This window comes from Microbacterium sp. M3, assembly GCF_033548675.1.
Lineage (GTDB): Bacteria > Actinomycetota > Actinomycetes > Actinomycetales > Microbacteriaceae > Microbacterium > Microbacterium arthrosphaerae.
This window is the reverse complement of the sequence record NZ_JAWTZT010000001.1, coordinates 32,349-54,368: the sequence shown is the minus strand read 5'-3', so window position 1 is coordinate 54,368 and position 22,020 is coordinate 32,349. Positions and strand designations below refer to the sequence as shown.

26 protein-coding genes are annotated in these 22,020 nt (G+C 71.3%); 15 read left to right on the top strand and 11 right to left on the bottom strand.

Going from position 1 to position 22,020, the window contains the following annotated elements; all coding sequences use genetic code 11:
• Positions 1–27 precede the first annotated feature (27 nt).
• On the bottom strand, positions 28–1,059 hold the full coding sequence (gene fbaA, locus R8Z57_RS00255; RefSeq protein WP_318351762.1) for a class II fructose-bisphosphate aldolase: 1,032 nt from the start codon (positions 1,057–1,059) through the stop codon (positions 28–30).
• Positions 1,060–1,274: 215 nt separating this feature from the next.
• On the opposite strand from fbaA, the gene glpX reads away from it, so the two are divergent.
• The gene (gene glpX, locus R8Z57_RS00250; protein WP_318351761.1) at positions 1,275–2,264 is read left to right on the top strand and encodes a class II fructose-bisphosphatase; all 990 of its coding nucleotides are present in this window, start codon (positions 1,275–1,277) and stop codon (positions 2,262–2,264) included.
• Positions 2,265–2,467: 203 nt separating this feature from the next.
• Positions 2,468–2,683 (top strand): UDP-N-acetylmuramyl pentapeptide phosphotransferase, encoded by a 216-nt coding sequence (locus R8Z57_RS00245; protein WP_318351760.1) that lies wholly within the window; start codon positions 2,468–2,470, stop codon positions 2,681–2,683.
• A gap of 11 nt (positions 2,684–2,694) precedes the next feature.
• Here R8Z57_RS00245 and R8Z57_RS00240 read toward each other — a convergent pair whose 3' ends face one another.
• Together R8Z57_RS00240 and R8Z57_RS00235 are read right to left on the bottom strand one after the other, a co-directional pair.
• Entirely contained in the window at positions 2,695–3,987 is a 1,293-nt protein-coding gene (locus R8Z57_RS00240) for a DNA recombination protein RmuC (protein ID WP_318351759.1), read from the bottom strand.
• A 57-nt stretch (positions 3,988–4,044) separates the two neighbouring features.
• Positions 4,045–4,647 (bottom strand): 3'-5' exonuclease, encoded by a 603-nt coding sequence (locus R8Z57_RS00235; protein WP_318351758.1) that lies wholly within the window; start codon positions 4,645–4,647, stop codon positions 4,045–4,047.
• 69 nt (positions 4,648–4,716) lie between these two features.
• On the opposite strand from R8Z57_RS00235, the gene R8Z57_RS00230 reads away from it, so the two are divergent.
• The gene (locus tag R8Z57_RS00230) at positions 4,717–5,475 is read left to right on the top strand and encodes a class I SAM-dependent methyltransferase (protein ID WP_318351757.1); all 759 of its coding nucleotides are present in this window, start codon (positions 4,717–4,719) and stop codon (positions 5,473–5,475) included.
• Between the two features lie 37 nt (positions 5,476–5,512).
• On the opposite strand, the gene R8Z57_RS00225 is transcribed toward R8Z57_RS00230, so the two are convergent.
• Entirely contained in the window at positions 5,513–6,169 is a 657-nt protein-coding gene (locus R8Z57_RS00225) for a methyltransferase domain-containing protein (protein WP_318351756.1), read from the bottom strand.
• A gap of 69 nt (positions 6,170–6,238) precedes the next feature.
• Here R8Z57_RS00225 and ychF point away from each other — a divergent pair, with 69 nt between their 5' ends.
• Positions 6,239–7,312: a redox-regulated ATPase YchF gene (ychF, locus tag R8Z57_RS00220; protein WP_318351755.1), complete on the top strand. Its 1,074-nt coding sequence runs from the start codon at positions 6,239–6,241 to the stop codon at positions 7,310–7,312.
• A gap of 27 nt (positions 7,313–7,339) precedes the next feature.
• The gene (locus tag R8Z57_RS00215) at positions 7,340–7,906 is read left to right on the top strand and encodes an alpha/beta fold hydrolase (RefSeq protein WP_318351754.1); all 567 of its coding nucleotides are present in this window, start codon (positions 7,340–7,342) and stop codon (positions 7,904–7,906) included.
• Between the two features lie 15 nt (positions 7,907–7,921).
• Here the strand turns inward: R8Z57_RS00215 and R8Z57_RS00210 are convergent, their stop codons facing one another.
• Entirely contained in the window at positions 7,922–9,295 is a 1,374-nt protein-coding gene (locus tag R8Z57_RS00210) for an NAD(P)-binding protein (RefSeq protein WP_318351753.1), read from the bottom strand.
• 109 nt (positions 9,296–9,404) lie between these two features.
• Between R8Z57_RS00210 and R8Z57_RS00205 the strand changes: the two genes are divergently transcribed.
• Positions 9,405–10,121, top strand: coding sequence for a phosphatase PAP2 family protein (locus R8Z57_RS00205; protein ID WP_318351752.1), 717 nt, complete (start codon positions 9,405–9,407; stop codon positions 10,119–10,121).
• Between the two features lie 64 nt (positions 10,122–10,185).
• Positions 10,186–10,986 (top strand): DUF1206 domain-containing protein, encoded by an 801-nt coding sequence (locus tag R8Z57_RS00200; RefSeq protein ID WP_318351751.1) that lies wholly within the window; start codon positions 10,186–10,188, stop codon positions 10,984–10,986.
• Here the strand turns inward: R8Z57_RS00200 and R8Z57_RS00195 are convergent.
• Positions 10,971–11,723 (bottom strand): EI24 domain-containing protein, encoded by a 753-nt coding sequence (locus tag R8Z57_RS00195; RefSeq protein ID WP_318351750.1) that lies wholly within the window; start codon positions 11,721–11,723, stop codon positions 10,971–10,973. The genes R8Z57_RS00200 and R8Z57_RS00195 overlap by 16 nt on opposite strands.
• A 169-nt stretch (positions 11,724–11,892) precedes the next feature.
• On the opposite strand from R8Z57_RS00195, the gene R8Z57_RS00190 reads away from it, so the two are divergent.
• Entirely contained in the window at positions 11,893–12,147 is a 255-nt protein-coding gene (locus R8Z57_RS00190) for a hypothetical protein (RefSeq protein WP_318351749.1), read from the top strand.
• A gap of 19 nt (positions 12,148–12,166) precedes the next feature.
• On the opposite strand, the gene R8Z57_RS00185 is transcribed toward R8Z57_RS00190, so the two are convergent.
• Positions 12,167–12,655: a MarR family transcriptional regulator gene (locus tag R8Z57_RS00185; protein WP_318351748.1), complete on the bottom strand. Its 489-nt coding sequence runs from the start codon at positions 12,653–12,655 to the stop codon at positions 12,167–12,169.
• Positions 12,656–12,811: 156 nt separating this feature from the next.
• On the opposite strand from R8Z57_RS00185, the gene R8Z57_RS00180 reads away from it, so the two are divergent.
• The 6 genes from R8Z57_RS00180 to R8Z57_RS00155 all read left to right on the top strand — a co-directional run bounded on the left by R8Z57_RS00180 (position 12,812) and on the right by R8Z57_RS00155 (position 16,426).
• On the top strand, positions 12,812–13,180 hold the full coding sequence (locus R8Z57_RS00180) for a hypothetical protein (RefSeq protein WP_318351747.1): 369 nt from the start codon (positions 12,812–12,814) through the stop codon (positions 13,178–13,180).
• A 116-nt stretch (positions 13,181–13,296) separates the two neighbouring features.
• Positions 13,297–14,262 (top strand): TIGR03885 family FMN-dependent LLM class oxidoreductase, encoded by a 966-nt coding sequence (locus tag R8Z57_RS00175; protein ID WP_318351746.1) that lies wholly within the window; start codon positions 13,297–13,299, stop codon positions 14,260–14,262.
• Positions 14,263–14,548: 286 nt separating this feature from the next.
• Positions 14,549–14,839 carry a hypothetical protein gene (locus tag R8Z57_RS00170; RefSeq protein WP_318351745.1) on the top strand — a complete coding sequence of 97 codons (291 nt, stop codon included), beginning with the start codon at positions 14,549–14,551 and terminating at the stop codon, positions 14,837–14,839.
• A gap of 36 nt (positions 14,840–14,875) precedes the next feature.
• Positions 14,876–15,706, top strand: a complete 831-nt coding sequence (locus R8Z57_RS00165) for a DNA-formamidopyrimidine glycosylase family protein (RefSeq protein WP_318351744.1) — start codon at positions 14,876–14,878, stop codon at positions 15,704–15,706.
• Positions 15,707–15,759: 53 nt separating this feature from the next.
• The gene (locus R8Z57_RS00160) at positions 15,760–15,882 is read left to right on the top strand and encodes a hypothetical protein (RefSeq protein ID WP_318351743.1); all 123 of its coding nucleotides are present in this window, start codon (positions 15,760–15,762) and stop codon (positions 15,880–15,882) included.
• A 34-nt stretch (positions 15,883–15,916) separates the two neighbouring features.
• A complete protein-coding gene (locus R8Z57_RS00155; RefSeq protein WP_318351742.1) occupies positions 15,917–16,426 on the top strand; it encodes a hypothetical protein in 510 nt (169 codons plus the stop codon).
• On the opposite strand, the gene R8Z57_RS00150 is transcribed toward R8Z57_RS00155, so the two are convergent.
• The 3 genes from R8Z57_RS00150 to R8Z57_RS00140 all read right to left on the bottom strand — a co-directional run bounded on the left by R8Z57_RS00150 (position 16,413) and on the right by R8Z57_RS00140 (position 18,967).
• On the bottom strand, positions 16,413–17,012 hold the full coding sequence (locus R8Z57_RS00150) for a carboxymuconolactone decarboxylase family protein (RefSeq protein WP_318351741.1): 600 nt from the start codon (positions 17,010–17,012) through the stop codon (positions 16,413–16,415). The genes R8Z57_RS00155 and R8Z57_RS00150 overlap by 14 nt on opposite strands.
• 102 nt (positions 17,013–17,114) lie before the next feature.
• The gene (locus R8Z57_RS00145; protein ID WP_318351740.1) at positions 17,115–18,635 is read right to left on the bottom strand and encodes a DHA2 family efflux MFS transporter permease subunit; all 1,521 of its coding nucleotides are present in this window, start codon (positions 18,633–18,635) and stop codon (positions 17,115–17,117) included.
• 128 nt (positions 18,636–18,763) lie between these two features.
• On the bottom strand, positions 18,764–18,967 hold the full coding sequence (locus tag R8Z57_RS00140; protein ID WP_318351739.1) for a hypothetical protein: 204 nt from the start codon (positions 18,965–18,967) through the stop codon (positions 18,764–18,766).
• A 47-nt stretch (positions 18,968–19,014) separates the two neighbouring features.
• Between R8Z57_RS00140 and R8Z57_RS00135 the strand changes: the two genes are divergently transcribed.
• A complete protein-coding gene (locus R8Z57_RS00135; RefSeq protein ID WP_318352689.1) occupies positions 19,015–21,021 on the top strand; it encodes an ABC transporter ATP-binding protein in 2,007 nt (668 codons plus the stop codon).
• A gap of 42 nt (positions 21,022–21,063) precedes the next feature.
• On the opposite strand, the gene R8Z57_RS00130 is transcribed toward R8Z57_RS00135, so the two are convergent.
• On the bottom strand, positions 21,064–22,017 hold the full coding sequence (locus R8Z57_RS00130) for a glycosyltransferase family 2 protein (protein WP_318351738.1): 954 nt from the start codon (positions 22,015–22,017) through the stop codon (positions 21,064–21,066).
• Between the last annotated feature and the right edge of the window lie 3 nt (positions 22,018–22,020).

Here is a 22,020-nt window from a genome sequence, read left to right as displayed (position 1 = left end):
CGCGGCATCCGATGCCGTTCCTCGTGCTTACGCGGCGAGGCTCTTGCCGTGCGAGCCGAGCTGCTGCGTGGCCTCGACGACGCGGGCAGCCATCGCCGACTCGGCGATCTTGCCCCACGCACGCGGATCGTAGGCCTTCTTGTTGCCGACCTCGCCGTCGACCTTCAGGACGCCGTCGTAGTTCTGGAACATGAAGCCGGCGACCGAGCGCGTGAACGCGTACTGGGTGTCGGTGTCGATGTTCATCTTCACGACGCCGTTCGCGACCGCCTCCGCGATCTCGGCGTCGGTCGAGCCGCTGCCGCCGTGGAAGACCAGGTCGAGCGGCTTGGGGCCGGTGCCGAACTTCGCGGCGATGCCCTCCTGGATCTCACCGAGGAGCTCGGGGCGCAGCTTGACGTTGCCCGGCTTGTAGACGCCGTGCACGTTGCCGAAGGTGAGCGCCGAGATGTAGCGGCCGTTCTCGCCGAGGCCGAGCGCCTCGACGGCCTTCGTCACATCGGCGACGGTCGTGTAGAGCGCCTCGTTCGACCCCTCGTGCTGCACGCCGTCCTCTTCGCCGCCGACGACGCCGATCTCGACCTCGAGGATGGCGTTGATGTTCTTCAGGCGGGGGAGGAGGTCCTTCGCGATCTCGATGTTCTCGTCGAGCGGCACGGCCGAGCCGTCCCACATGTGGGACTGGAAGATCGGGTTGCGACCGGCCTTGACCTCCTCCTCGGAGGCCTCGATGAGCGGGAGCACGAAGTCGGCGAGCGCCGGCTTCGGGCAGTGGTCGGTGTGGAGGGCGACCGTGATCGGGTAGCTCTTGGCCACCTCGGTGGCGAACTTCGCGAACGCGAGCGCGCCGGCGGCGCGGGCCTTGACGGTGTGGCCGGCGAAGTAGTCGGCGCCGCCGGTCGTGACCTGGATGATGCCGTCGGAGCCTGCCTCGGTGAGGCCCTGCAGCACGGCGTTGATCGACTGGGAGCTCGCGACGTTGATGGCGGGATACGCGAAGCCGCCGGCCTTCGCGCGGTCCAGCATGTCGGCGTACTGCTCCGGGGTGGCGACGGGCATGAGTGCTCCTCTGTCTGCCTTGGGCTCAAGGCTGTGATCGATGCGGGCGTCACCGCAAACTCTACCCAAGCGGCGCCGACGCGATCGGATGCCGCCTCCCGCCGTGCAGCCGGGGAAAACCCCGTCCCTGCCGCGGGTGAAAGAAATGCGATTCCTTCACGCTCGCGCGCGTGAAATTCCGCCGACGAGAACGGGAGGATGGCTAGGCTGACCGCATGGTGAGCCTGACCGCGGATATGAGTCCCCTCCACCCCGACCGGAATCTCGCGCTGGAGCTCGTGCGCGCGACGGAGGCGGCGGCGATCCGCGCGGTCCCGTTCATCGGGCGCGGTGCCAAGGAGGCGGCCGACGGTGCGGCCGTCGACGCCATGCGGGCCTTCTTCACGACGGTGAACTTCGACGGCACGATCGTCATCGGCGAGGGCGAGAAGGATGAAGCGCCCATGCTCTACAACGGCGAGCGGGTCGGCAACGGGCGCGGCCCGCGGGCGGATGTCGCGGTCGACCCGATCGACGGCACGTCGCTCACGGCCGCCGGACGCAACAACGCCCTCTCTGTCATCGCCGTCTCGGACCACGGCACGATGCTCGACGCGTCGAGCGTGTTCTACATGGACAAGCTCGTCACCGGGCCCGCCGGCGTCGGCGTGGTCGACATCCGTCTGCCCATCGGCGAGAACATCCGCCGCCTTGCCAAGGCGCTCGACAAGCCCGTCGACGAGCTGGTGGTCTCGGTGCTGCACCGGCCGCGGCACGAGCGGCTGATCGAGGAGATCCGCGAGGCGGGCGCGGGGACGCGGCTCATGAGCGACGGTGACGTCGCCGGCGGCATCAACGCCGCGCGTCACAACGCCCGCACCGACATGTGCGTCGGCGTCGGCGGCAGTCCGGAGGGCATCGTGACGGCCTGTGCCATCAAGGCTCTGGGCGGTCATATCCAGGGGCGCCTCTGGCCGCGCGACGACGATGAGAAGCAGCGTGGGATCGACGCCGGCCTCCAGCTCGACGGCTTCGTCTACGAGGCGGACGACCTCGTGAAGGGCAACAACACGATCTTCGTGGCGACAGGCGTGACCGACGGCGCGCTGGTCGCCGGTGTGCGCCGCGAGGGCGGCTACGTCTACACCGAGAGCGTGGTGCTGCGCGGCGCCTCCGGAACGCTGCGACGGATCTCTTCGGAGCACCTCGTCTCGAAGTGGCTCTGACGGCCACCGGCACGGAGCCGGTGTCGCAGGGAAGCGGGTTCGCGCGGAAGGAGCCGCAGCCGACGCCTCCCGGACGGTCCTCCCGCAACGCGACACGTGAGACTGCCGTGACTGTTTCGTGACGGCCCTCGGCATCGATCTCTGGCAGAATCGATACCGGTGTCGACGGGGACGCGACAGTGTTCCCGAGCGAGGAGTGGACGATGGCCACGCAGCAGACCGGTGAATCGTCGTCGCCCCAGACGGGCGCGCAGGCGGTGGTCGCCAACGCGATCGATCCCGCTCGTCGGCCGGACGTGCTGCTGCGCGTCCGCCGCGCCGAGGGCCACGAACCCAGCGCCTGGTGGATGATCGGCGCCTTCGTCGGCGTCTCGGCCGCGGTGATCGTGCTGCTGAGCTTCGTGCCCGGCGGGCACTGACCCCGCCCCGCTCAGTCGCCCGGCGACGCGATCCTGGTCCTGACGTCGCCGAGCTCCGCGACCGCGGCCGGAGCGTCGAGAGTCCCGTCCAGCAGTTCTGGTGCCGTCAGTCGTCGGGGGCTCTTCTCGATCGCGATCGGCTCACTCACCGCGTCGAGTTTCGTGGCGTCGATGCCGGGGAACTTGCGGGCGCTCACCAGCACCCGCGTCTCGAGCGATCCGGCGAACCGGTTGTAGCTGTCGACCGTGCGCTCGATGGCACGCCGCAGGTCGTCGGCGTGGGACGCGAGGGAGCCGAGCCGCTCGTACAGCTGGTTGCCGAGGTCGAACAGCGTGCGGGCCTCCTGGGACACGTCCTGCTGGGTCCACGTGTAGGCGACGGTCTTGAGCACCGCCCAGAGGTTGACCGGCGACGCCAGCGCCACGCGCTTCCCGAACGCGTAGTCGAGCAGTGAGGGGTCCTCCTCCAGCGCGGCCGCCAGGAGCGACTCGCTCGGCACGAAGCAGACCACGAACTCGGGGCTCGACGACAGGCCGGCCCAGTACGTCTTGCGCGCGAGGGCATCGACGTGGGCCCGCACCGCCTTCACGTGCTTGTCGAGCAGGGTCCGCCGCCGGGCGGCCTCCGCCCCCTGGGCGGTGAGGGGGATCGCGCTCGCCTCCAGGAAGGCGTCGAGCGGCACCTTGGCGTCGACGGCGATCGCCTTGTCGCCGGGCAGGCGGATGACCATGTCGGGGCGGCCTGCTCCGGCATCCGTCGTGATCGAGGCCTGCAGGTCGAAGTCGACGTGGCGGGTGAGGCCCGCGGCCTCGACCACCCGCCGCAGCTGCGTCTCGCCCCAGACCCCGCGTGTGCTGCCCGAGCACAGGGCCCCCGCAAGGGACTCCGTGGTCGCCCGGAGCGCCTCGTCGGACTCGTGCGCGCGCCGCAGCTGCTCGGCCAGCGTGCCGAACTGCGTGTGCCGATCGCGCTCGAGCTCGTCGACCTTGAGGTGCATGGCCGCGAGCGTCTCCTGCACCGGTGCGAGAGCCCGCAGCACCGACTGCTCGCGACGCTCGCGCTCCTCGCGCGCCGCCTGGTCGTGGCGGGCCTGGCTCGCGAGCTCGCGGTACAGCAGCTGCTGGTGGTCGAGCTGCGCCTGCACACCCTCGCGGGCCGCGTCGGATGCCGCCAGGCGCGCGGCGAGGCCCGCCTGTTCCCGCGCACCGCGCGCCGCGCCGCGGGCGAGTCCCGCGGTCCACCCCGCGACAGCGCCCACGAGCAGGCAGGCGATCACCACGGCACTGATCATGACGGCGTCCATGGCACCAGCGTGCCGGACCCCTCCGACATGGCCGCGGCGGCGTGCCGCGGCATCCGTCTACGCGACCGCGAAGGAGATCGCCGGTGCCTCGGCGACGGTGATCTGCGACACCCGCACGCCGACCGCTTCGGTCAGGGTCTCGATGTCGGTCGCGCCCACGCGCTGCGCCGCGTCGATCATGACGTGCGCGCAGGCCGTGGCGTCGGCCGTGGCGTTGTGGTGCGCGAAGTCGGCGAAGCCGGCCTCGGCCGCGACGAAGGGGAGCCGGTAGGACTCGAGGCGGTAGACCTTGCGCGCCACCTGCAGGCTGCAGGCGTAGCGGTAGGGCGGGCACTCGTCGCCGGTGGCGTCGCACGCCCGCTTCAGCACGGCCATGTCGAAGCCGGCGTTGTGGGCCACGAGCACGTCGTCCCCGGCGAACGCCACGATGTCGGCGAGCTGCTGCGACCAGGTGGCGGCGTCGGCGACGTGCTCGGGCTGGATCCCGTGGATGCGGACGTTGAGCTCGAAGAAGACGTCATGCCCTGCGGGCGGCCGGATGAGCCAGCCGGTGGAGTCGACGATGCGCCCGTCGCGGACCCGCACCAGTCCGACCGCGCAGGCCGACGCGTTGCTGGAGTTCGCCGTCTCGAAATCGATCGCGGTGAAGTCCAGAGGCACGGGTCCAGACTCACCCGGGCATGCGCGGTCGCCGGGGAGGCGCGCCGCGCGAGGTCGTAGAGTCGGATCATGGCCGGCCACGAGGAGATGTCGCTGTCGTTCGGATCCGCCGCCGGCGCGTACGAGTCGGGGCGGCCGGACTACCCGCGCGAGGCGGTCGACTGGATGCTCGCGCCGCTGCGCGGACACGAACGCGCCCTGCGCGTGGCCGACGTGGGAGCCGGCACCGGCAAGCTCACGCGCACCGTCGTGGAGACCGGGGCCGACGTGGTCGCGATCGATCCCGATCCGGCGATGCTCGCCGCCCTGCGCGAGCACGTGCACGGCGTGCCGACCTTCGCCGGCACGGGCGAGCGGATGCCGCTGCCCGACGCCTCCGTCGACGCGGTGCTGTTCGGCCAGGCGTGGCACTGGGTCGACCCCGAGGCGGCCTCGGCGGAGGCGGCGCGTGTCCTTCGCGCCGACGGCGTGCTCGGACTGGTGTGGAACATCCGCGACGAGTCCGACCCGTGGGTCGCGCGCCTGACGGCCGCGATGCACGGCAGCCATGCCGAGGAGATGCTCTCCGGGGAGGGTCCCCGAGTCGCGGCGCCGTTCGGCGGGCTCGAGGAGCGCAGGTGGACGTGGACGCGCACGGTCACGCGGGCGGCGCTCCTCGACATGGTGTCCTCGCGCAGCTATGTCATCACCGCGTCCGAGCCGGAGCGGGCCGCGATCCTCGCCGCCGTCTCCGGCCTCTTCGACGAGCGCCGGCTCACCGACGCGTCCGGCGCCGAGGTCGTCGACCTTCCCTACGTCACGCGCGCGTATCGCGGCATCCGCCCCTGAAGGCGCCTCGCAGCCGACCGCGGCGGCGCCACCGGGTCTATGCGCGCACCGCGCCGACGACGTGCCATGGCCCGCGACGCTCGTGGTACCGCGGCGCGAAGCCGTGGCCGACCAGGACTGCCTCCATGGCCCGTGGGTCGTGCGCGAAAGAGCGGTACGGGTTCCCGGTGAGCGTGTACAGGGCATTGATCGAGCGCGACGCGATCCGGGTCCAGAGCGTGTGGCCGGGGTGGCTGAAGACGACAGCCCGCCGGCCGCGTGCCGCGGCGGCGCCGAGCAGCCGCCGGTAGTCGGGGTAGCAGCAGACCACCCGATGCAGCACCACGATATCTGCGACGTCGACGGCGGCCGGGGCGCGGGCGACGTCGACGCCGAGCACCCGGGTGACCCGGTCGCGAAGTCCCGCCTCGTCGAGCAGCTCCGCGGCGATCGGCTCGTACGAGGACGACAGCTCGACATTGGTGGTGCGGGCGGCCCCGCGCTTCAGTGCCTCGAGCTGGATGTCGCCGATGCCCCCGCCGATCTCGAGCACGGATGCGCCGTCCAGCCCGACCGAGTCTGCGAAGTCGAGGATCAGGTGCGCGCTGGGCGTCAGGCCTTCGCGACGGTACCGTCGCGCGAGGCGGGCCGCGAACCGCGCGTCGAACTCCCGGTCGAATCCGTCCGCGGGCGGCGGGGCGCAGCACTCGTCCACGCGCACAGTATCGCGCGGCGCGAGAGCGCCGACAAGGCGCCGGCCCCCGCCCGTCTAGACTGGATGCCCGTGGCTCTCACCATCGGAATCGTCGGTCTCCCGAACGTCGGCAAGTCGACCCTCTTCAACGCACTGACCAAGAACCAGGTGCTCGCCGCGAACTACCCGTTCGCGACGATCGAGCCCAACGTCGGCGTCGTGAACCTGCCCGACCCGCGTCTGGACACGCTGGCCGAGATCTTCCACTCCGAGCGGATCCTCCCCGCCGCCGTATCGTTCGTCGACATCGCCGGCATCGTGCGCGGCGCCTCCGAGGGCGAGGGGCTCGGCAACAAGTTCCTCGCGAACATCCGCGAGGCGGACGCGATCGCCCAGGTCGTTCGCGGCTTCGCCGACGACGACGTGGTCCACGTCGACGGTGCGGTCGACCCGCAGAACGACATGGAGACCATCAACGCCGAACTGCAGCTCGCCGACCTCGAGACGCTCGAGAAGGCGATCACCCGCTACGAGAAAGAGGTCAAGGGCCGCAAGCTCGACCCCGCCGTCCTCGCCGCCGCGGTCGAGGCGCGCGAAGCGCTGCAGCGCGGCGAGCTGCTGTCGGCTTCGGGCATCGACCTGTCGCCGATCAAGGAGCTGGGCCTGCTCACCGCGAAGCCGTTCATCTTCGTGTTCAACGTCGACGAGGCGGTGCTGACGGATGCCGCGCGCAAGGCCGCGCTCGAGGCGCTGGTCGCCCCGGCCAAGGCCGTCTTCCTCGACGCGAAGATCGAGTCCGAGCTGATCGACCTCGATCCCGCCGACGCCGCGGAACTGCTCGCCTCGACCGGGCAGGACGAGTCGGGACTGGACCAGCTCGCCCGCATCGGCTTCGACACCCTGGGCCTCCAGACCTACCTCACGGCCGGTCCCAAGGAGGCGCGGGCGTGGACCATCGGCAAGGGATGGAAGGCGCCGCAGGCCGCCGGCGTCATCCACACCGACTTCGAGAAGGGCTTCATCAAGGCGGAGGTCATCTCGTTCGACGACCTCGTCGCGACCGGATCGGTCGTCGAAGCCCGTGCGAAGGGCAAGGCCCGCCTGGAGGGCAAGGACTACGTGATGCAGGACGGCGACGTCGTCGAGTTCCGCTTCAACGTCTGAGTAATCCGCCGAGAGGATCCGCAGAGAATGACCCACATCCAGACCTTCGAGTCAGACGGCCGCACGGTGCCCTACGTCGTGGAGGGCGACGGTCCGATCGGACTGGTCCTGATCCCCGAGCGCGGGGAGGACGTCCTCGGGGTGGTGGGCCACTATCTGGCCGAGGAGGCGGGCTTCCACGTCGTGCGGATCGGCTACCGGTCCGCGGGTGCCGACGGCGAGCCGACGCGCGCCGACCGCGTCGCCGACGTCGTCGCCGTCCTGGACCACATCGGTCTCGACCGCGCGTGGATCGGCGGCCACGGGTTCGGCGGCACCGTCGCACGCGAGTTCGTCGCGGCCCACGCCGACCGCTCCAACGGACTGCTGCTGCTCGGTGTCGAGGACGAGGACGTGGAGCTGGCCCCCGCGCTGCCGGTCCTCATCATCCAGGGCACGACGGACGCCGTCACTCCGGTGGCGCATGCCGAGCGCCTGCGGGATGCGGCGCCGGAGCGGGCGAGCATCAAGACGGTGGAGGGTGACCACGGGTTCCCGGGTGCCAACCCGATCGAGACCGCCGTCATCATCGAGGAGTACCTCGACTGGGACTGACGCGCGGCGCGCCGGTCAGGCGCTCGCCGCGTATTCGGCCAGGCGGGTCCGCGCCGCCACGATGTGCTCCTTGAGCCGCGTGCGCGCCTCCAGGACGGCCGGGTCGCCGACGCGGTCCGCAGGGACGCGAGAGGGATTGAGCGGCGTGGCGTTGGACCACTCGCGCAAGTCCGCCTCCTGGGTGAGGGCCAGTGACGCGTCGCCGCCGATCACCTGCATGGCCGCCCAGTCGGCCGGCGTGTTCGAATACGGCGACGGACGGCACACCCGGTTCTTCTCGTCGTCGTCGTCGCGGGTCGCCTCCACATAGCCGGTGAGGGCCGCCCCGAAGCAGGGGAACCCCACCCGTACCGGTTGGGGCCGGATGGCCTCCGGCGTCCAGATCGGTGTCAGTCCCGGATATTTCAGTCCCGGGGCGGCGCAGTGCACGACGAGGGTCTCGGCGGGCACCCGCACATCGCCGTCGGCGAAGGTGAGCCGCCCGCGGCCGACCGCATGCAGGTGTCCTCGGCGGACGACGTCCTCGATGGTGCGGACGAGGTCGAGCTCCCACTCCGCCAACGTCGGGGTCTTGGCCATGGTCGGGGTCACCGAGGTGTCGAACCGCAGCATGATCCCGGCATCCTCGAGCCGGAGGAACACGTCGTCGATGTCGCGCGCCGCCGCGGCCGCGGCCATGGTGTCGGCGGCCATGCGAAGGAAGATCGCCGGATCCGGCTGCACCACGGCGCGGTTGAGCAGCCAGGGTTCTCGCGGTCGCACCCACGTGATGGCATCCGGTGACACGCCGTTCTGCAGCAGCCACACGCACGTGTCGGTCGCGGTCTTGCCCGCGCCCACCACGACGTAGTGCTCGGGCGGCTCCGCGATGCGCACCAGTTCGTTGACCGGGACGACCCGTGCACCGTCCTCGACGGTGAAGGGGGGCGGCGTGAGCAGCGGGATGTCGGGGGAGAGGTACCGCGCGTCCACCACGCGGGCCCGCGGGGCATGGAAGACCGCGCCGCTCAAGAGCGACATGAACCGTCGATCGCCGAGGTACTCGCTGCGGCCGTGGAAGGCGACGCGGCCCGAGGCGACGAGGCGCGCGAGCACGCGGGCGTAGTACTCGGTGATCTCGGCCGCCCGGGCACGCTCGTGCAGGCCGCGCTCCGGTCCGTCGGGCTGGACGCGTCCACCGCCCAGCAGCGTCGAGGCGACGCCGTAGAACGCCGAGGCCTGGTGGAGGCGCACGAAGCCGTACGCGTCCAGCCAGTGCCCACCCGCGCCATGACGGCGATCCACCAGCGCCACGGACACGTCGGCATGGGCGGTGAGGGCGTCGGTGAACGCCATCCCCATCGCCCCCGCCCCGACGACCACGTAGTCGACGTCGGCGATCGCCTCCATGCGCTCATCAGAGCAGTGCGCGTGCCGCTCGTCAATGGGCCCCTACGACACCGAGGCCGTCCGCGGCAAGAGGGCGCGCGCGAGACCCGTCCGCGTCCACAATTGTCGCGTGGGCGAGAACGAAGAATCCCCGGGTGGGCGCGCGCCACTGGCCGCCACGCCCGACGAGCCGCTTCCGCACCCTGATCCGCACCGTGCCACGGTCCTGGTCATCGGCGTGGTGGCCACCGTGCTGTTCGTGGTGCTGCGCTTCGCAGTGGCTCTGGGCGGACACGATCCGCTTGCCGTCGACGTGTGGTGGGACGAGCTGATGTTCACCTGGCTGAGCGACACCGGCCTGGTGATCGCGTGGGTGCCGTCCATCGTCGGCGGCGTCATCGGCGCCCCTGTCGTCGGCATCCTCATCATCGGGATCTTCCTTTGGAGACGACGACGATGGGATGCCGCGACCCTCGCGGTCGCCATCGTCACCGTGACGGCGATCGGCGCCCCGATGGCCGCGATCATCGCGCGGGTGCGGCCGTCGGAGTCGCTCGCCGAGAGCGTCGACACCTCCTTCCCGTCCGGCCACACCGCCGTGGCGACGACGATCGCCGTCACGCTGGGACTGCTGCTGCGTCGCTGGTACGTCTGGACGCTCGGCGTCGTCTGGGTCGTGTACATGATGTGGAGCCGCACCTACCTCCACGCCCACTGGGCCAGCGACGTGGTCGCCGGGCTGCTGGAGGGAATCGCCGTGGCCTGCCTGGTGTGGAGCGCGATGCAGGCTCTCCGGATCCGGAGGCAGATGTCCACGTCGGCCTCCTCGCCGGAGCCGGACGCCTGAGCACAGTTCGCCCGTCGAATGCAAGCCCACCTCCCGCGGGTTTTCGCGGGGATAGCCTTCGAAAATGACCACTGCGAAGAACGCGGCGCGGGCAGCGACGGAGTCGCCCGCATTCCGGACCATCGCCCGCATCGGCTACGTCGTGCTGGGCATCGTGCATATCGTCATCGGCTTCATCGCGATCTCGGTCGCCACCGGCGGCGTCGGTGAGGCAGATCAGGGCGGTGCCATGGAGGCCATCCGCAGCACCCCCCTCGGGCTCTTCCTCCTCTGGGCGATCGCCATCGGACTCGCGGCGCTCGCCGTGTGGCAGGTGACACAGGCGTTCCTGGAGCGCAATCCCGACACGAAGAAGAAGTGGGGCTACCGCGTCAAGTACGTCGGCACGGCCGTCGCGTACCTGGCGATCGCCTTCACGGCCGTCGTCTACGCCCTCGGCGGCTCGTCCGACTCGTCCCAGTCGTCGCAGACGATGAGCGCTCAGCTGATGAGCACCCCCGCCGGCGTCTTCCTCCTCGTGCTCATCGGGCTGATCATCTTCGGGGTCGGCGCGGCGTTCGTCGTCCGCGGAGCCCGGCGCTCCTTCGAGAAGCACCTCGACCTGCCCGCCGGCGTGGCCCGCAAGGGCATCGTGACCTTCGGCATCGTCGGCTACATCGCCAAGGGCATCGCCGTGGCGGTCGCCGGTGTGCTGTTCGTGGTCGCGGCCGTCACCCACGATCCGCAGAAGGCGGGCGGATTGGATGCCGCGCTCCACACGCTCGCCGAACTGCCGCTGGGTGCCGTCATCCTCTGGGTCGTCGCCGCGGGGCTGATCATCTACGGCGTCTTCTGCTTCGCCCGTGCGCGCTACGCCCGGATGTGAGCGGCGGACGCCGCGTCGTCGAGCAGCGAGCGCGCCAGGAGCGTGGCACCGGCGACCGCGGCCGGCATCGACGCCACGGCGCCGAGCGGCACGAGGAAGCAGAGCTGCGTCGCGACCCCGAACCCCAGGAGGCGGGCGCGTCGCCCCTTCCCGAGCTTCCGGCGGGCCGCAGGCGCCAGCCCGCGCGCGGTGAGCGCCCGTGACGTCAGCTCGTCGGCGAGCAGGCGTCCGGTGAGGAGCACTCCGACCACGGGGCCCAGCACCCCGCCCACGACGGGGATCAGCGCCACGAGTGCGGCGAGAAGGGCCACCAGCACGCCGCGCGCGATGAGCGAGACGGCGTCGCCGACGGAGCGCCAGAAGCCGTAGCGCGCGTCGAGGCCGGTGCTGCCGAGGTCGGTCTCGACCGCCCGCCAGATCCGGTCGTAGAACGGCTCGCCCACGACGAGGGTCAGCGCTGTGAACGTCACGGCGACGAGGATGAGTGCGGCCCCGAGGAGCGCGGTGCCCACCGTGAGGCGCAGGACGGTGACCCACACCCCCGGCCAGCCGTCGGCGAACGGCGTCATCGCCTCGGTGATCGCCGGGAGGAACGCCCCCAGCGTGACGAGGCCGCCGAGGAAGAGCAGGCCCACGATCGCGGCGGGGACGAGTCCGAGCGCCATGAGTCCCGGCCGCCGACGCCAGTACGCGAACCCGCGTCCCAGCATGCCCATTCCGCCCACGAACTCGCGCATCGCCTCCAGCCTAGGTGGCGCCGCCGGTCAGTCGGCGGCGATGAGCGTCTGCGGCCTCTGCGATTGCAGATGCCGCCGCGGGCGTCAACCCCCTGCCTGCCGCGGCCATGCCCGCGCCACCGTGAGCGCCACGCGGCGCGGAGGCGCGCCATCAGGGGAGGAGGTCGCCATGAGTGTCACCGAGCTCATCGCCGATCCGGTCCGTCGCCCGGAGCTCGTGTGGGTCGGATCGGGAGCCTGGGTCGCCTGCGATCCCGACGCCGGTCCCGACGATCCGCACCGCGTGGTCGCCTACCTGGAGTGCAAGGACGGCCGGGTGTACCTGCTGTGGGTCGGCGCCTCGTCGCACGTCCGCGAGTTCGCCTCGCTGCGCGACGCTCTCGACGCGGTCGCGCAGCGGCTGCCGGCGTCCTCCCCGCGCTGAAGCGCGCGTCTCGGACCCGCTACGCGGCGGGTGCGGGAGCCGTGGCGTGGGTCACGGTCGTGAGCACGTCTTCGAGGAACGTCGCCACGACGCGCGCCTCGGATGCCGGAAGCTGAGCCGCAAGCGCGCGCAGCCGCGTCGTGAGGGGGTCCAGGTGATCGGGGTCGGTGTTCCGGTCGAACGGCCGGACGAGCTTCTTGCGCCTGTCGCGAGGGTGTCCGGCCACGATCACCAGTCCGCGTGCCACGAGACGATCGATGAGCGCGGTGCCCGAGGCGGGCGAGAGGTGGACCGCCCGGGCGATCATGCCGGTCGTCACCTCTTCGCTGTCCACGCGTTCCAGCAGGAACCGCATGGCCGCCCGGTCGGTCTCGTTCATCCCCGTCTGCTGCTCGCGCTGGCGGGCGAGCTTCGCCTCCGCCAGCCGCAGACGCTCGAGGAGCCCGGCGACGTCGGGCCGCCTTCCGTCGGCGCTCGCTGCGGGTCGAGCCGTCAGATCCCTGGCCATGGTGCCCCTCCTTCTGTCTCCCCGAAGACGCGGTGGTCGGCTGCTGCCATTGGATCATGAAAGCGAGTTTCACAAAAGGTGTGATAACAGAACTCTCATGGACGAAAGGTTCGACGTCGAAGTATCATGGGAGGACCTCTCCGAAAGGACGAAGTCATGGCCGAACTCATCTACGGCACGGAGGGTGAGCCGATCCACATACCCGAGCACCTGCTCGCCCACGTGAAAGTCGTCGTCACAGCCAAGCTGCGTCGCAACGAGAGCTTCATGATGACCTGGCGGCATGCCGACGGGACGGGGCGGTCGGCGGTCTGGCTGCAGCCGTCCATCCCCCTGCGATTCGTCTTCGACGACGCCGAAGCCCCCGCCATCGACCATCAGCTGCTGCAGGCGCTCGCCGCGGCGGCCAACTCGAACGGCGGACTCGTCCTCGATCTCGGCGAAGCCGGCTCGAGGACACGCCCGGCACGGATGCCGCAGCCCCACGCCGACGCGTTCCCCCGGGTGGCGCAGCCCGCCGCATGAGGGGCTGCCGGCCCCGGCCCGGCGGCGGGCGGGTCTGAGGCGGCATCCGCTACCACGCCCGACCGGCGGGTGGCAACGGCGTGGGAAAAACCGGAGCCTGTGCCCAGGGTGGAGCCATGGTGTTCATCGGTTACCACGCCTCGCACGAGCAGCTGCCCCCGTCTCGCCTGCTGGCGGCCGTGCAGGAGGCGGAGCGTGCGGGCTTCGACGGCGCGATGTGCTCCGACCACTTCGCACCCTGGGGACTCGCACAAGGTGAGTCGGGGCACGCCTGGAGCTGGCTGGGTGCGGCGCTGGCGACGACGCGGTTCTCGCTGGGAGTCGTCACGGCTCCGGGGCAGCGCTACCACCCGGCCGTCTCAGCGCAGGCGTTCGCGACGTTGAGCGAGATGTTCCCCGGGCGATTCTGGGCGGCCCTCGGCAGCGGCGAGGCCCTCAACGAGCACATCACGGGCGACGAATGGCCGCCCAAGCCCGAGCGGGAGCAGCGACTGGTCGAGGTGGTGGATGTCATCCGGCGCCTTCACGCCGGGGAGAGGGTCGATCACGACGGGCTCGTGCGCGTGCACGACGCGCGGGTGTGGTCCCTCCCGTCCGATCCGCCCGCGCTCCGCGCGGCCGCCGCGTCGGCCCGCACGGCGTCGCTCACCGCCGCGTGGGCCGACGGACTGATCACGGTCGGGCACGACCCCGGCACCGTGCGGCAGATCATCGAGGCGTACCGCGAGGCCGGGGGGCGGGGCCCCTGTGCGGTGCAGGTGCACGTCTGCCTGGCGGGATCCGACGGCGACGGCCTGCAGATCGCGCGGGAGCAGTGGCCGCAGGCCACGGTGCCGCCGCAGCTCATGTGGGAGATCGCGCAGCCTGAGGAGTTCGATCGTCTGGCAGACCCCACCGACCGGCAGGCGCTCGAGCGCGGCGTGCTCATCTCGGCGGACGACGACGAGACGGCGGAGAAGCTGGCGGCGCTCGCCGCCGTGGGGGCAGACGAACTCTATCTTCACGAGGTGGGCACCGATCAGAGCGCGTTCCTGGCGCGGGCCGGTGGGGGACTGCTCGACCTGGTGCGTCGGCTGACCTGACTCCTGCGCACGAGTATCCGGGCACGCCGGTCCGTGTCAAGCCCCTCGCTCTCGCGGTGGGGAGCGAGGCATCCTCTGGGCGCAGGACGGCCACAGCAGGAGGCACGACGATGTCCGACCATCCGCCGAGCGACGACGCTCGCGACCGCGAACCGGCACCATCCGCACCGCGCGCGAGGGAAACCGCTGCCGGGGATCCACGTCGTCCCGTGCGGAGCGAGCGTCCGCCGCACGCCGTCCGCGCCGCCGCGATGCCCGCGGACCGTCACGAGTGAACGGAGGGGACATGGCTCACGAAGACATCCACCAACTGGTGCTGACGCCCCTCGGCGACCGCGCCTGGCGTCTGTGCGACCGCGGGGTCGCGCGGGATGACGCGACGAGCGTCGTCGCGTACGTGGAACAGCTCGACAGCGGTGCGTACGAAGCGGTCTGGGTCTCGGTCGGCCTCGGCGCCGCGCGCTTCTCGTCGCTCGAGGGGCTGTTCCGGGCGGCGGTCGAGATGCTCGCGCAGTGCCGCAGCCTCGGCGCCTTGAAGCCGGCACCGATCCCGCACCGCCCGCCCGCGCACGCCTGAGCCCTCGACGTCGGCGGCCGGTGGCAGGATGGCACCATGCCAGAGTCGCCGGAGGTCGAGGCGCTCGCGAGGTTCCTCGCCGAGGAGGCAGCCGGGCGCGAGATCGCGGCTGTCGACGTGCTCGAGTTCCGCGCGATCAAGACCCGTGGCGCGCCGCCGTCCGGCCTGATCGGCCGCTCGATCACCGGAGCGGTCCGCCACGGCAAGCATGTCGAGCTCGTCCTCGACACCGGCAGTCTCGTGGTCTCACTCGGCCGCCACGGCTGGATGCGGTGGAACGAAGGCGGGTCGGCCGGGGAGGAGTCCGCAGCCGACGCACCGCCGGCGCTGGCGACGATGGACCTGTCGGGGGCGATCCTCGAGGTGACGGATGCCGGATCCTGGGTGTCGCTGGGACTCTTCGTCGTCGCGACCGCCGACGACGTGCCTGCCATCGCCAAGCTCGGCCCCGATCCCGCCGTCGAGGGCTTCACCCGTCACGACTTCGACAACGCCCTCGGCGGCCGGCGCAAGCAGATCAAGGCGATCCTGCAGGAGCAGGAGTCGCTCGCGGGGATCGGGAACGCGTACTCGGACGAGATCCTGCACCTGGCCCGCGTCTCGCCGGTCACCCATGCCGCGCGCCTCGGCGACGACGAGACCGAACGCCTCTACCAGGCGACCGTCACCACCGTCCGCGACGCCATCGCCGCGCGGACGGGCGTGCCGATCGCCGAGCTGAAAGCGGCGAAGATGGCGGCGATGCGCGTGCACGGGCGCACCGGTGAGAGCTGCCCCGTGTGCGGCGACACGATCCGCGACCTCACGTTCGCGGGGGCGTCGGCGCAATACTGCCCGACGTGCCAGAACGGGGGAGCGCCGCTCTGACGGCCCTCGCCCACCGCCGCCCCCTCTGCCCAGACGTGGGTAGCATGGTGGGCATGACGACTTCCCCGCAGCCCGCTCCGATCACCCTGGCTCCCGTCTCCGACGACAAGAACCTGCTCACGGTCGTCGAGTCCGGTGGCTCGTGCTGCGGCGGCGGCAGCTGCAGCATCGACTGACCCGCATCCCCGCGATCCTCGACACACGCCGGCGATGACCGACGAGCAGCTGCACATCACGCCACGCCTGGGGCGCATCCTCATGTCGGAGGAGGCGATCTACGGCCTGATCCTCGTCTCGGGGATGATCGTGGTGAGCGGCAGCGCACACGGCTCGTCGCTCGACGCGTTCATCACCGTGCTGGTGACGGTGGTCGTCTTCTTCGCCGCGCACGTCTACGCCGGCACGCTCGGCCGTCTCGCGGCCACCGATGGCCACGCCGGCCTGCGTGCCAGCCTGATGGCGGCCGTGCATCAGTCCAGCGGCATGCTCCTCGCGTCGGTCCCGCCCCTCATCATCCTGCTGCTCGGAGCAACGCGCGTCATCGACGACAGCACGACGCTGTGGGCGGCGCTCATCGTGAACACCGCGCTGCTGGGCGTGCTGGGCTGGATCGCCGTCGCGCGGTGGAGCACCCACTGGGTGCCGCGCCTCCTCAGCGCCCTGACCACCGCGGCCTTCGGCGGTGCGCTCATCATCCTGAAGGCGGTCATCCACCACTGACGGCGCGTGCCCGGTCACCCGGCGCCCGCAACGCCGCGACCAGCTCGCCGCTCAGACCCGGCACGTCGTCCACCGGCACCGCGATCGCGAGAAGTGCGCGGCTGAAGAAGTTCCGCGCGGCGGCGGCGAGGGCGATGTCCACGATCTGCCGGTCGGTGAAGCCGACGTCCCGCAGGCGCTGCGAGTCCGCATCGGACATGGACGCGGCATCCGTCGACAGCCTCTCCGCGAAGGCGAGCACGGCGACATCCGTCTCCGAGAGTCCCGCCGTCGTGTAGTCCTCGGCGAGCTGCGCAAGCTGACGCTCGTCGAAGAGCTCGGCACGCAGGCTCTTCCGGCCGTGCGCGAGCAGACAGTGATCCGAGCCGATCGCGCGCGCCGCGCCCAGGGTCGCGAGCTCGTACGTGCGGAGGCCGATCGAGGGGACGACCGCCCTCACCAGAGCCTCGAACGCCTCGTGCGCCTCGGGGTTGACCGCCATGGCACGCGTGTACCCGAACACCATGCCGTCGCCGCTCAGGTCTTTGCCGTAGATCTCGGCCGCGTGGCCCGTCACGTCGTCGGGGTCAGGAGTGGTGATGATCATGGTGCCGGCCTTCCCGTCGGATCGGGCGCAACCAGGATGGCGGATGCCCCACCCCTTGTCGAGGGGTGGGGCATCCGCCTGATACCGGGTCGAGGCCGGGGCTCAGTGGCCGACCGGGGCACCCATCGGCTGATCCGCGGGCTTGCGGATGAGGAAGGCGCCCACGAGGAGCGGCAGCGACAGGATCGCCGCCGTGAGGAAGGCGGCATGCGTTCCCGCCGCACCCGCCGCGACCTCACTCGCTCCCGAACCGGACGCCGCGGCGCTGGCGGCGGCCATGACGCCGAACATCAGCGCGATGCCGGCGGCGCCGGCGACCTGCTGCACCGTTCCGACCACGGCCGAGCCGTAGGAGTAGAACTTCGGCTGGAGCGAACCCAGCGATGCCGTGAACAACGGGGTGAACGACAGCGCAAGACCCACCGACAGGACCGTCTGCGCGACAGCGACGAGCCACACCGGCGTCGCATCGGAGAACGTGGTGTAAGACCACAGCATGGCGCTGGTGATGACGGCGCCGGGCACCAGCAGCACCGTCGTGCCCCACCGGTCGTAGATGCGGCCGATGAAGGGACCCGCAAGGCCCATCGCGAGCGCGCCGGGGAGCACCACCAGGCCGGTGGTGAGCGGGTCGACGAGGAGCACGTCCTGCAGGTACAGCGGAACCACGGTGATCGCCCCGAAGAAGGCCATCGACATGATCGCCATCTGCGCGATCGACAGCGAGAAGTTGGCGCTGCGGAAGACGCGGAGGTCGAGCAGGGCGTCGTCCTTGCGCTGCAGCGCGACCTGCCGCCAGCCGAAGAGGCCGAGCGCGACGATGCCGACCGCCAGCGCCACGATCAGGGTCGTGGTCGACGCGGTGGCGGCGGCCGCGGCATCCGCTCCGCCACCGTGCCCGCCGGCGCCCAGCTGGCTGAGACCGAACACCAGTCCACCGAAGCCGAGGGCCGAGAGGATCACCGACAGCACGTCGATGGGCGCGTGGGTCGTCTCGCCGAGGTTGTGGATCCAGCGGGCGCCGACGATGAGCGCCACGACGGCGATGGGCAGGACGATCCCGAAGATCCAGCGCCACTCGAAGTTGTTGAGGATGGCGCCGGCGAGGGTCGGGCCGATCGCCGGGGCGAGCGACATCACTATGCTGACGCGGCCCATCATGCGGCCGCGGATCGCCGGGGGGACGACCGTCATGAGCGTCGTCATGAGGAGCGGCATCATGATCGCCGTGCCGGACGCCTGCACCACCCGCGCGGCGAGGAGCATCGGGAACCCGGGGGAGAGGAACGCCAGAAGCGTGCCGAGCGAGAACAGCCCCATCGCGGCGACGAACATCGTGCGCGTCGTGAAGCGGCGCAGCAGGAAGCCCGTGATCGGGATGATGACGGCCATGGTCAACATGAACGCGGTCGTCAGCCACTGTGCGGCGAGCGCCGTGATCCCGAGGTCGGTGATGAGATGCGGGATCGCGACGCCCATCGTCGTCTCGTTGAGGATCGCGACGAAGGCGGCGGCGAGGAGCAGCCAGATGACGCGGCTCTCCTCCGGGCGGAGCCGGGGAGCGTCCGCCGCGGCGGGTGCGGGTATGCTGCCGGTTCCGGGGGTCGTTTCGATGGCGGCCATGGGTCGTCTCCTCGAGGGCTCGGAAGGTCAGCGAAGGGCCACCCGAGGATGGCAAGCTACCAACTTAACCACAGCCGCCGACATCGCATTCCCGATCCGGAGGACGATGTCGGCGGACGACCCGGGGGTCAGCGCGTCGGTGCTGCGCCGTCTTCCCACTTCTCCGACCCGATGGCGTCCGTGGGCCGGGGCGTCGGCTCGCGCTCCTCGATGTCCTTGGGCATCGGGTTCACGACCTCCTCGTGCGGGATCGCCTTGAGCGCGTCGATCTCCTCGCGCAGCTCGGCGAGGTCGCTGCCGTCGTGTTCGGGGGCATCGGGAGTCGAGGTCATGCGACGAGCCTAGCGTCGGCGGGGCGAATTAGGCTGGCCGGGTGAGCATGCGCGGCGGGGGAGGCGGGGGAGGACACCCCGGCTTCCGTCCGATCGACACCGAGGCGCAGCGACGCGCGAACGCCGAGGCGCCCCGCATCCCGCAGCTGGGGCGCCGCGTCGTCGCCCTGTTCCGCCCCTACACCTGGCCCATGGTCGTCACCGGCGTGCTCGTGGTGGTGGGTGCGGGCATCGCCGTCATCCCGCCGCTGCTCGTGGAGCGCGTGTTCGACGACGCGCTCTTCCCGTCCGACGGCTCCGGTCCCGACCTGGATCTGCTCTGGAAGCTCGTCCTCGGCATGATCGCCCTCTTCCTGCTGTCGGCGGCGGTCGGCGTGGTGCAGACGTGGTTCACCTCCACGGTGGGCAACCGCGTGACCGGCGACCTGCGCACCCGGCTGTTCGACCACTTGCAGTCCATGGAGCTCGGCTTCTTCACGCGCACGAAGACCGGCGTCATCCAGTCGCGGCTGCAGAACGACGTCGGCGGCGTCTCGGGCGTCCTCACGAACACCGTCACCAGCATCCTGGGCAACGCCGTCACCGTCATCGCCTCGCTCGTGGCCATGATCCTCATCGACTGGCGGCTCACCATCATCGCGGTGGTGCTGATGCCCTTCCTCGTGCTCGTGCAGCGGCGGGTCGGCCAGGTGCGCGCCCGCATCGCCGGCGAGACGCAGGAGTCGCTCTCGGAGCTCACCGCCATCACGCAGGAGACCCTGAGCGTCTCGGGCATCCTGCTGTCGAAGTCGTTCAACCGCCAGCGCACCGAAGCCGCGCGCTACGCCGATGAGAACCGCAACCAGGTGCGCCTGCAGGTGCGCCGGGCCATGAGCGGGCAGGGATTCTTCGCCGTCGTCCAGGTGCTGATGGCGAGCGTGCCGGCGGTGATCTACCTCGTGTCGGGCTACCTCATCACCGGGAGCGCCGACGTCATCACCGCCGGCACCATCGTGGCCTTCACCACCGTGCAGGCGCGGCTCCTCATGCCGCTCATGGGGCTCATGCGGGTGTCGCTCGACCTGCAGACCTCGGCGGCGCTCTTCGCGCGCATCTTCGAGTACCTCGATCTCGTGCCCGCGATCCGGGACGCGCCCGCCGCGATCGACGTCGCCGACGCGCCGGGGCCGCTCGGGCGGATCGAGTTCCGCGATGTCGTCTTCCGGTACCCCGACTCCGCCGCCGACGCCCGTGCGACCCTGCAGGGCGTGTCGTTCGTCGCCGAGCCCGGTCAGCACGTGGCGTTCGTCGGACCCTCCGGCGCCGGCAAGACGACGGTGCTGTACCTCACCCCGCGCCTGTACGAGGCATCCGGCGGGTCGGTGCTCTTCGCGGGGGAGGACGTGCGGCGTCTCAGCCAGGAGTCGATCATCGACCACGTCGGCATCGTGTCGCAGGAGACGTACCTCTTCCACGCGTCGATCCGCGACAACCTCCGCTACGCGAAACCGGACGCGACGGATGCCGACCTCGAGGCCGCGTGCCGCGCGGCCAACATCCACCACGTGATCGCGGGGTTCGAGCAGGGCTACGAGACGGTCGTCGGCGAACGCGGGTACCGCCTGTCCGGCGGAGAGAAGCAGCGCATCGCGATCGCGCGCGTGCTGCTTAAGGATCCGCCCGTGCTGCTGCTCGACGAGGCGACCTCCGCGCTCGACACCGTGTCGGAGCGGGTGGTGCAGGAGGCGCTGGATGCCGCCGCGCGCGGCCGCACCACGCTGACGATCGCGCACCGGCTGTCGACGGTGATCGCCGCCGACGTCATCCACGTGGTGGAGGCGGGGCGCATCGTCGAGTCGGGCACGCACTCGGAGCTGCTGGCTGCCGGCGGCCTCTACGCCGAACTCGCCGCGCAGCAGCTGGCGACCACGCGCATCCTCGAGGCCGAAGAGGCGGAGCCGCCCGCCGATCACCGCGATCGCCGGGCCGACAGTGCGCCCGACGTGCCGATCGTCCCCGCCGACGAGGTGCTCGCCGCCGGACGCCGGGGCTCCACCGCAGCGTCCGCGGAGTGATGCGCATCGGACCGGCGGGCTCGAGTCGTCAGCGGCCGGCGGTCACCACAGGCGTGCGGCCGCGAGCGCGGTCGCGGCCGGCGGGGGCAGGGGGAGTCCGTCCACGCGCGACCAGAGCGTCCGCACGAACGCGCCGAGCTCGCGCCGGTAGGCCTCGTCGGGGTGGTCACGGGCCAGTTCGACCAGGGGCGGAAGGTCCATCGCGAGGATGAGGCGGACGCGGGATGCCGCAGCCCGCACCTGGCCGGCCGCGTCGAGCACCTCGATCCCGCCGGCGAGCGCCTCGAGATAGTCGCGCAGCACGGGCAGCTCGCCCTTGTGCTGCGTGATCGACGAGCCGTCGGCGCGCTCGCGCCACTCCACGACCACGTCGGGGATGACGTCGAAGGCGCGGGCGCGCGTGTACATCTGCTGCGCCACGATCTGGTCCTCGTAGGCCTTGCCCACGGGGAACCTCAGTCCGGTGCGCTGCCACAGGTCGGTGCGGCTCACCTTCGACCACGCGACGATGTTGCCGGACGCGTCGGGATGCTCGTCGAGCGTCGTGCCCACCCGCGCGGGCGCGGTGGCAGCGGCCACCCAGGGCTGCACGCTCCCCGCCTCGTAGCCGCCGGCGGTGTCGGGGCGCAGCCGGACGTATGCGCCGACGGCGAAGTCGCTGCCGCTGGCCGACACGGTTCCGAGCAGTCGGTCGAGGGCATGGGGGGTCAGCCGGTCGTCGGCGTCGAGGAACCCGAGGAACGGCGTGCGCACGAGATCGAGCGCCGTGTTGCGAGCGGCGCCGAGTCCGCGCTGGGAGGAGTGGTGCACGACCCGGAATCGCTCGTCGGCCGCCGCGGCGGCCGCGAACAGCCGACCGGTGTCGTCCGTGGACGCATCGTCGACCAGCACGGCCGTCCAGTCACGGCGGGTCTGCGCGCGCAGGGAGTCCAGCGCCTCGACGGCGTATGCGGCCACGTCGTAGCCCGGGACGATGACGGTCACGGCGGGGGTCACCGT

Coding starts and splice junctions, on each gene's coding strand:
- fbaA (WP_318351762.1), bottom strand. CDS start 1,059: ATGCCCGTCGCCACCCCGGAGCAGTACGCCGACATGCTGGACCGCGCG.
- glpX (WP_318351761.1), top strand. CDS start 1,275: ATGGTGAGCCTGACCGCGGATATGAGTCCCCTCCACCCCGACCGGAAT.
- R8Z57_RS00245 (WP_318351760.1), top strand. CDS start 2,468: ATGGCCACGCAGCAGACCGGTGAATCGTCGTCGCCCCAGACGGGCGCG.
- R8Z57_RS00240 (WP_318351759.1), bottom strand. CDS start 3,987: ATGGACGCCGTCATGATCAGTGCCGTGGTGATCGCCTGCCTGCTCGTG.
- R8Z57_RS00230 (WP_318351757.1), top strand. CDS start 4,717: ATGGCCGGCCACGAGGAGATGTCGCTGTCGTTCGGATCCGCCGCCGGC.
- R8Z57_RS00215 (WP_318351754.1), top strand. CDS start 7,340: ATGACCCACATCCAGACCTTCGAGTCAGACGGCCGCACGGTGCCCTAC.
- R8Z57_RS00210 (WP_318351753.1), bottom strand. CDS start 9,295: ATGGAGGCGATCGCCGACGTCGACTACGTGGTCGTCGGGGCGGGGGCG.
- R8Z57_RS00200 (WP_318351751.1), top strand. CDS start 10,186: ATGACCACTGCGAAGAACGCGGCGCGGGCAGCGACGGAGTCGCCCGCA.
- R8Z57_RS00195 (WP_318351750.1), bottom strand. CDS start 11,723: ATGCGCGAGTTCGTGGGCGGAATGGGCATGCTGGGACGCGGGTTCGCG.
- R8Z57_RS00190 (WP_318351749.1), top strand. CDS start 11,893: ATGAGTGTCACCGAGCTCATCGCCGATCCGGTCCGTCGCCCGGAGCTC.
- R8Z57_RS00185 (WP_318351748.1), bottom strand. CDS start 12,655: ATGGCCAGGGATCTGACGGCTCGACCCGCAGCGAGCGCCGACGGAAGG.
- R8Z57_RS00180 (WP_318351747.1), top strand. CDS start 12,812: ATGGCCGAACTCATCTACGGCACGGAGGGTGAGCCGATCCACATACCC.
- R8Z57_RS00175 (WP_318351746.1), top strand. CDS start 13,297: ATGGTGTTCATCGGTTACCACGCCTCGCACGAGCAGCTGCCCCCGTCT.
- R8Z57_RS00170 (WP_318351745.1), top strand. CDS start 14,549: ATGGCTCACGAAGACATCCACCAACTGGTGCTGACGCCCCTCGGCGAC.
- R8Z57_RS00165 (WP_318351744.1), top strand. CDS start 14,876: ATGCCAGAGTCGCCGGAGGTCGAGGCGCTCGCGAGGTTCCTCGCCGAG.
- R8Z57_RS00160 (WP_318351743.1), top strand. CDS start 15,760: ATGACGACTTCCCCGCAGCCCGCTCCGATCACCCTGGCTCCCGTCTCC.
- R8Z57_RS00155 (WP_318351742.1), top strand. CDS start 15,917: ATGACCGACGAGCAGCTGCACATCACGCCACGCCTGGGGCGCATCCTC.
- R8Z57_RS00150 (WP_318351741.1), bottom strand. CDS start 17,012: ATGATCATCACCACTCCTGACCCCGACGACGTGACGGGCCACGCGGCC.
- R8Z57_RS00145 (WP_318351740.1), bottom strand. CDS start 18,635: ATGGCCGCCATCGAAACGACCCCCGGAACCGGCAGCATACCCGCACCC.
- R8Z57_RS00140 (WP_318351739.1), bottom strand. CDS start 18,967: ATGACCTCGACTCCCGATGCCCCCGAACACGACGGCAGCGACCTCGCC.
- R8Z57_RS00135 (WP_318352689.1), top strand. CDS start 19,015: ATGCGCGGCGGGGGAGGCGGGGGAGGACACCCCGGCTTCCGTCCGATC.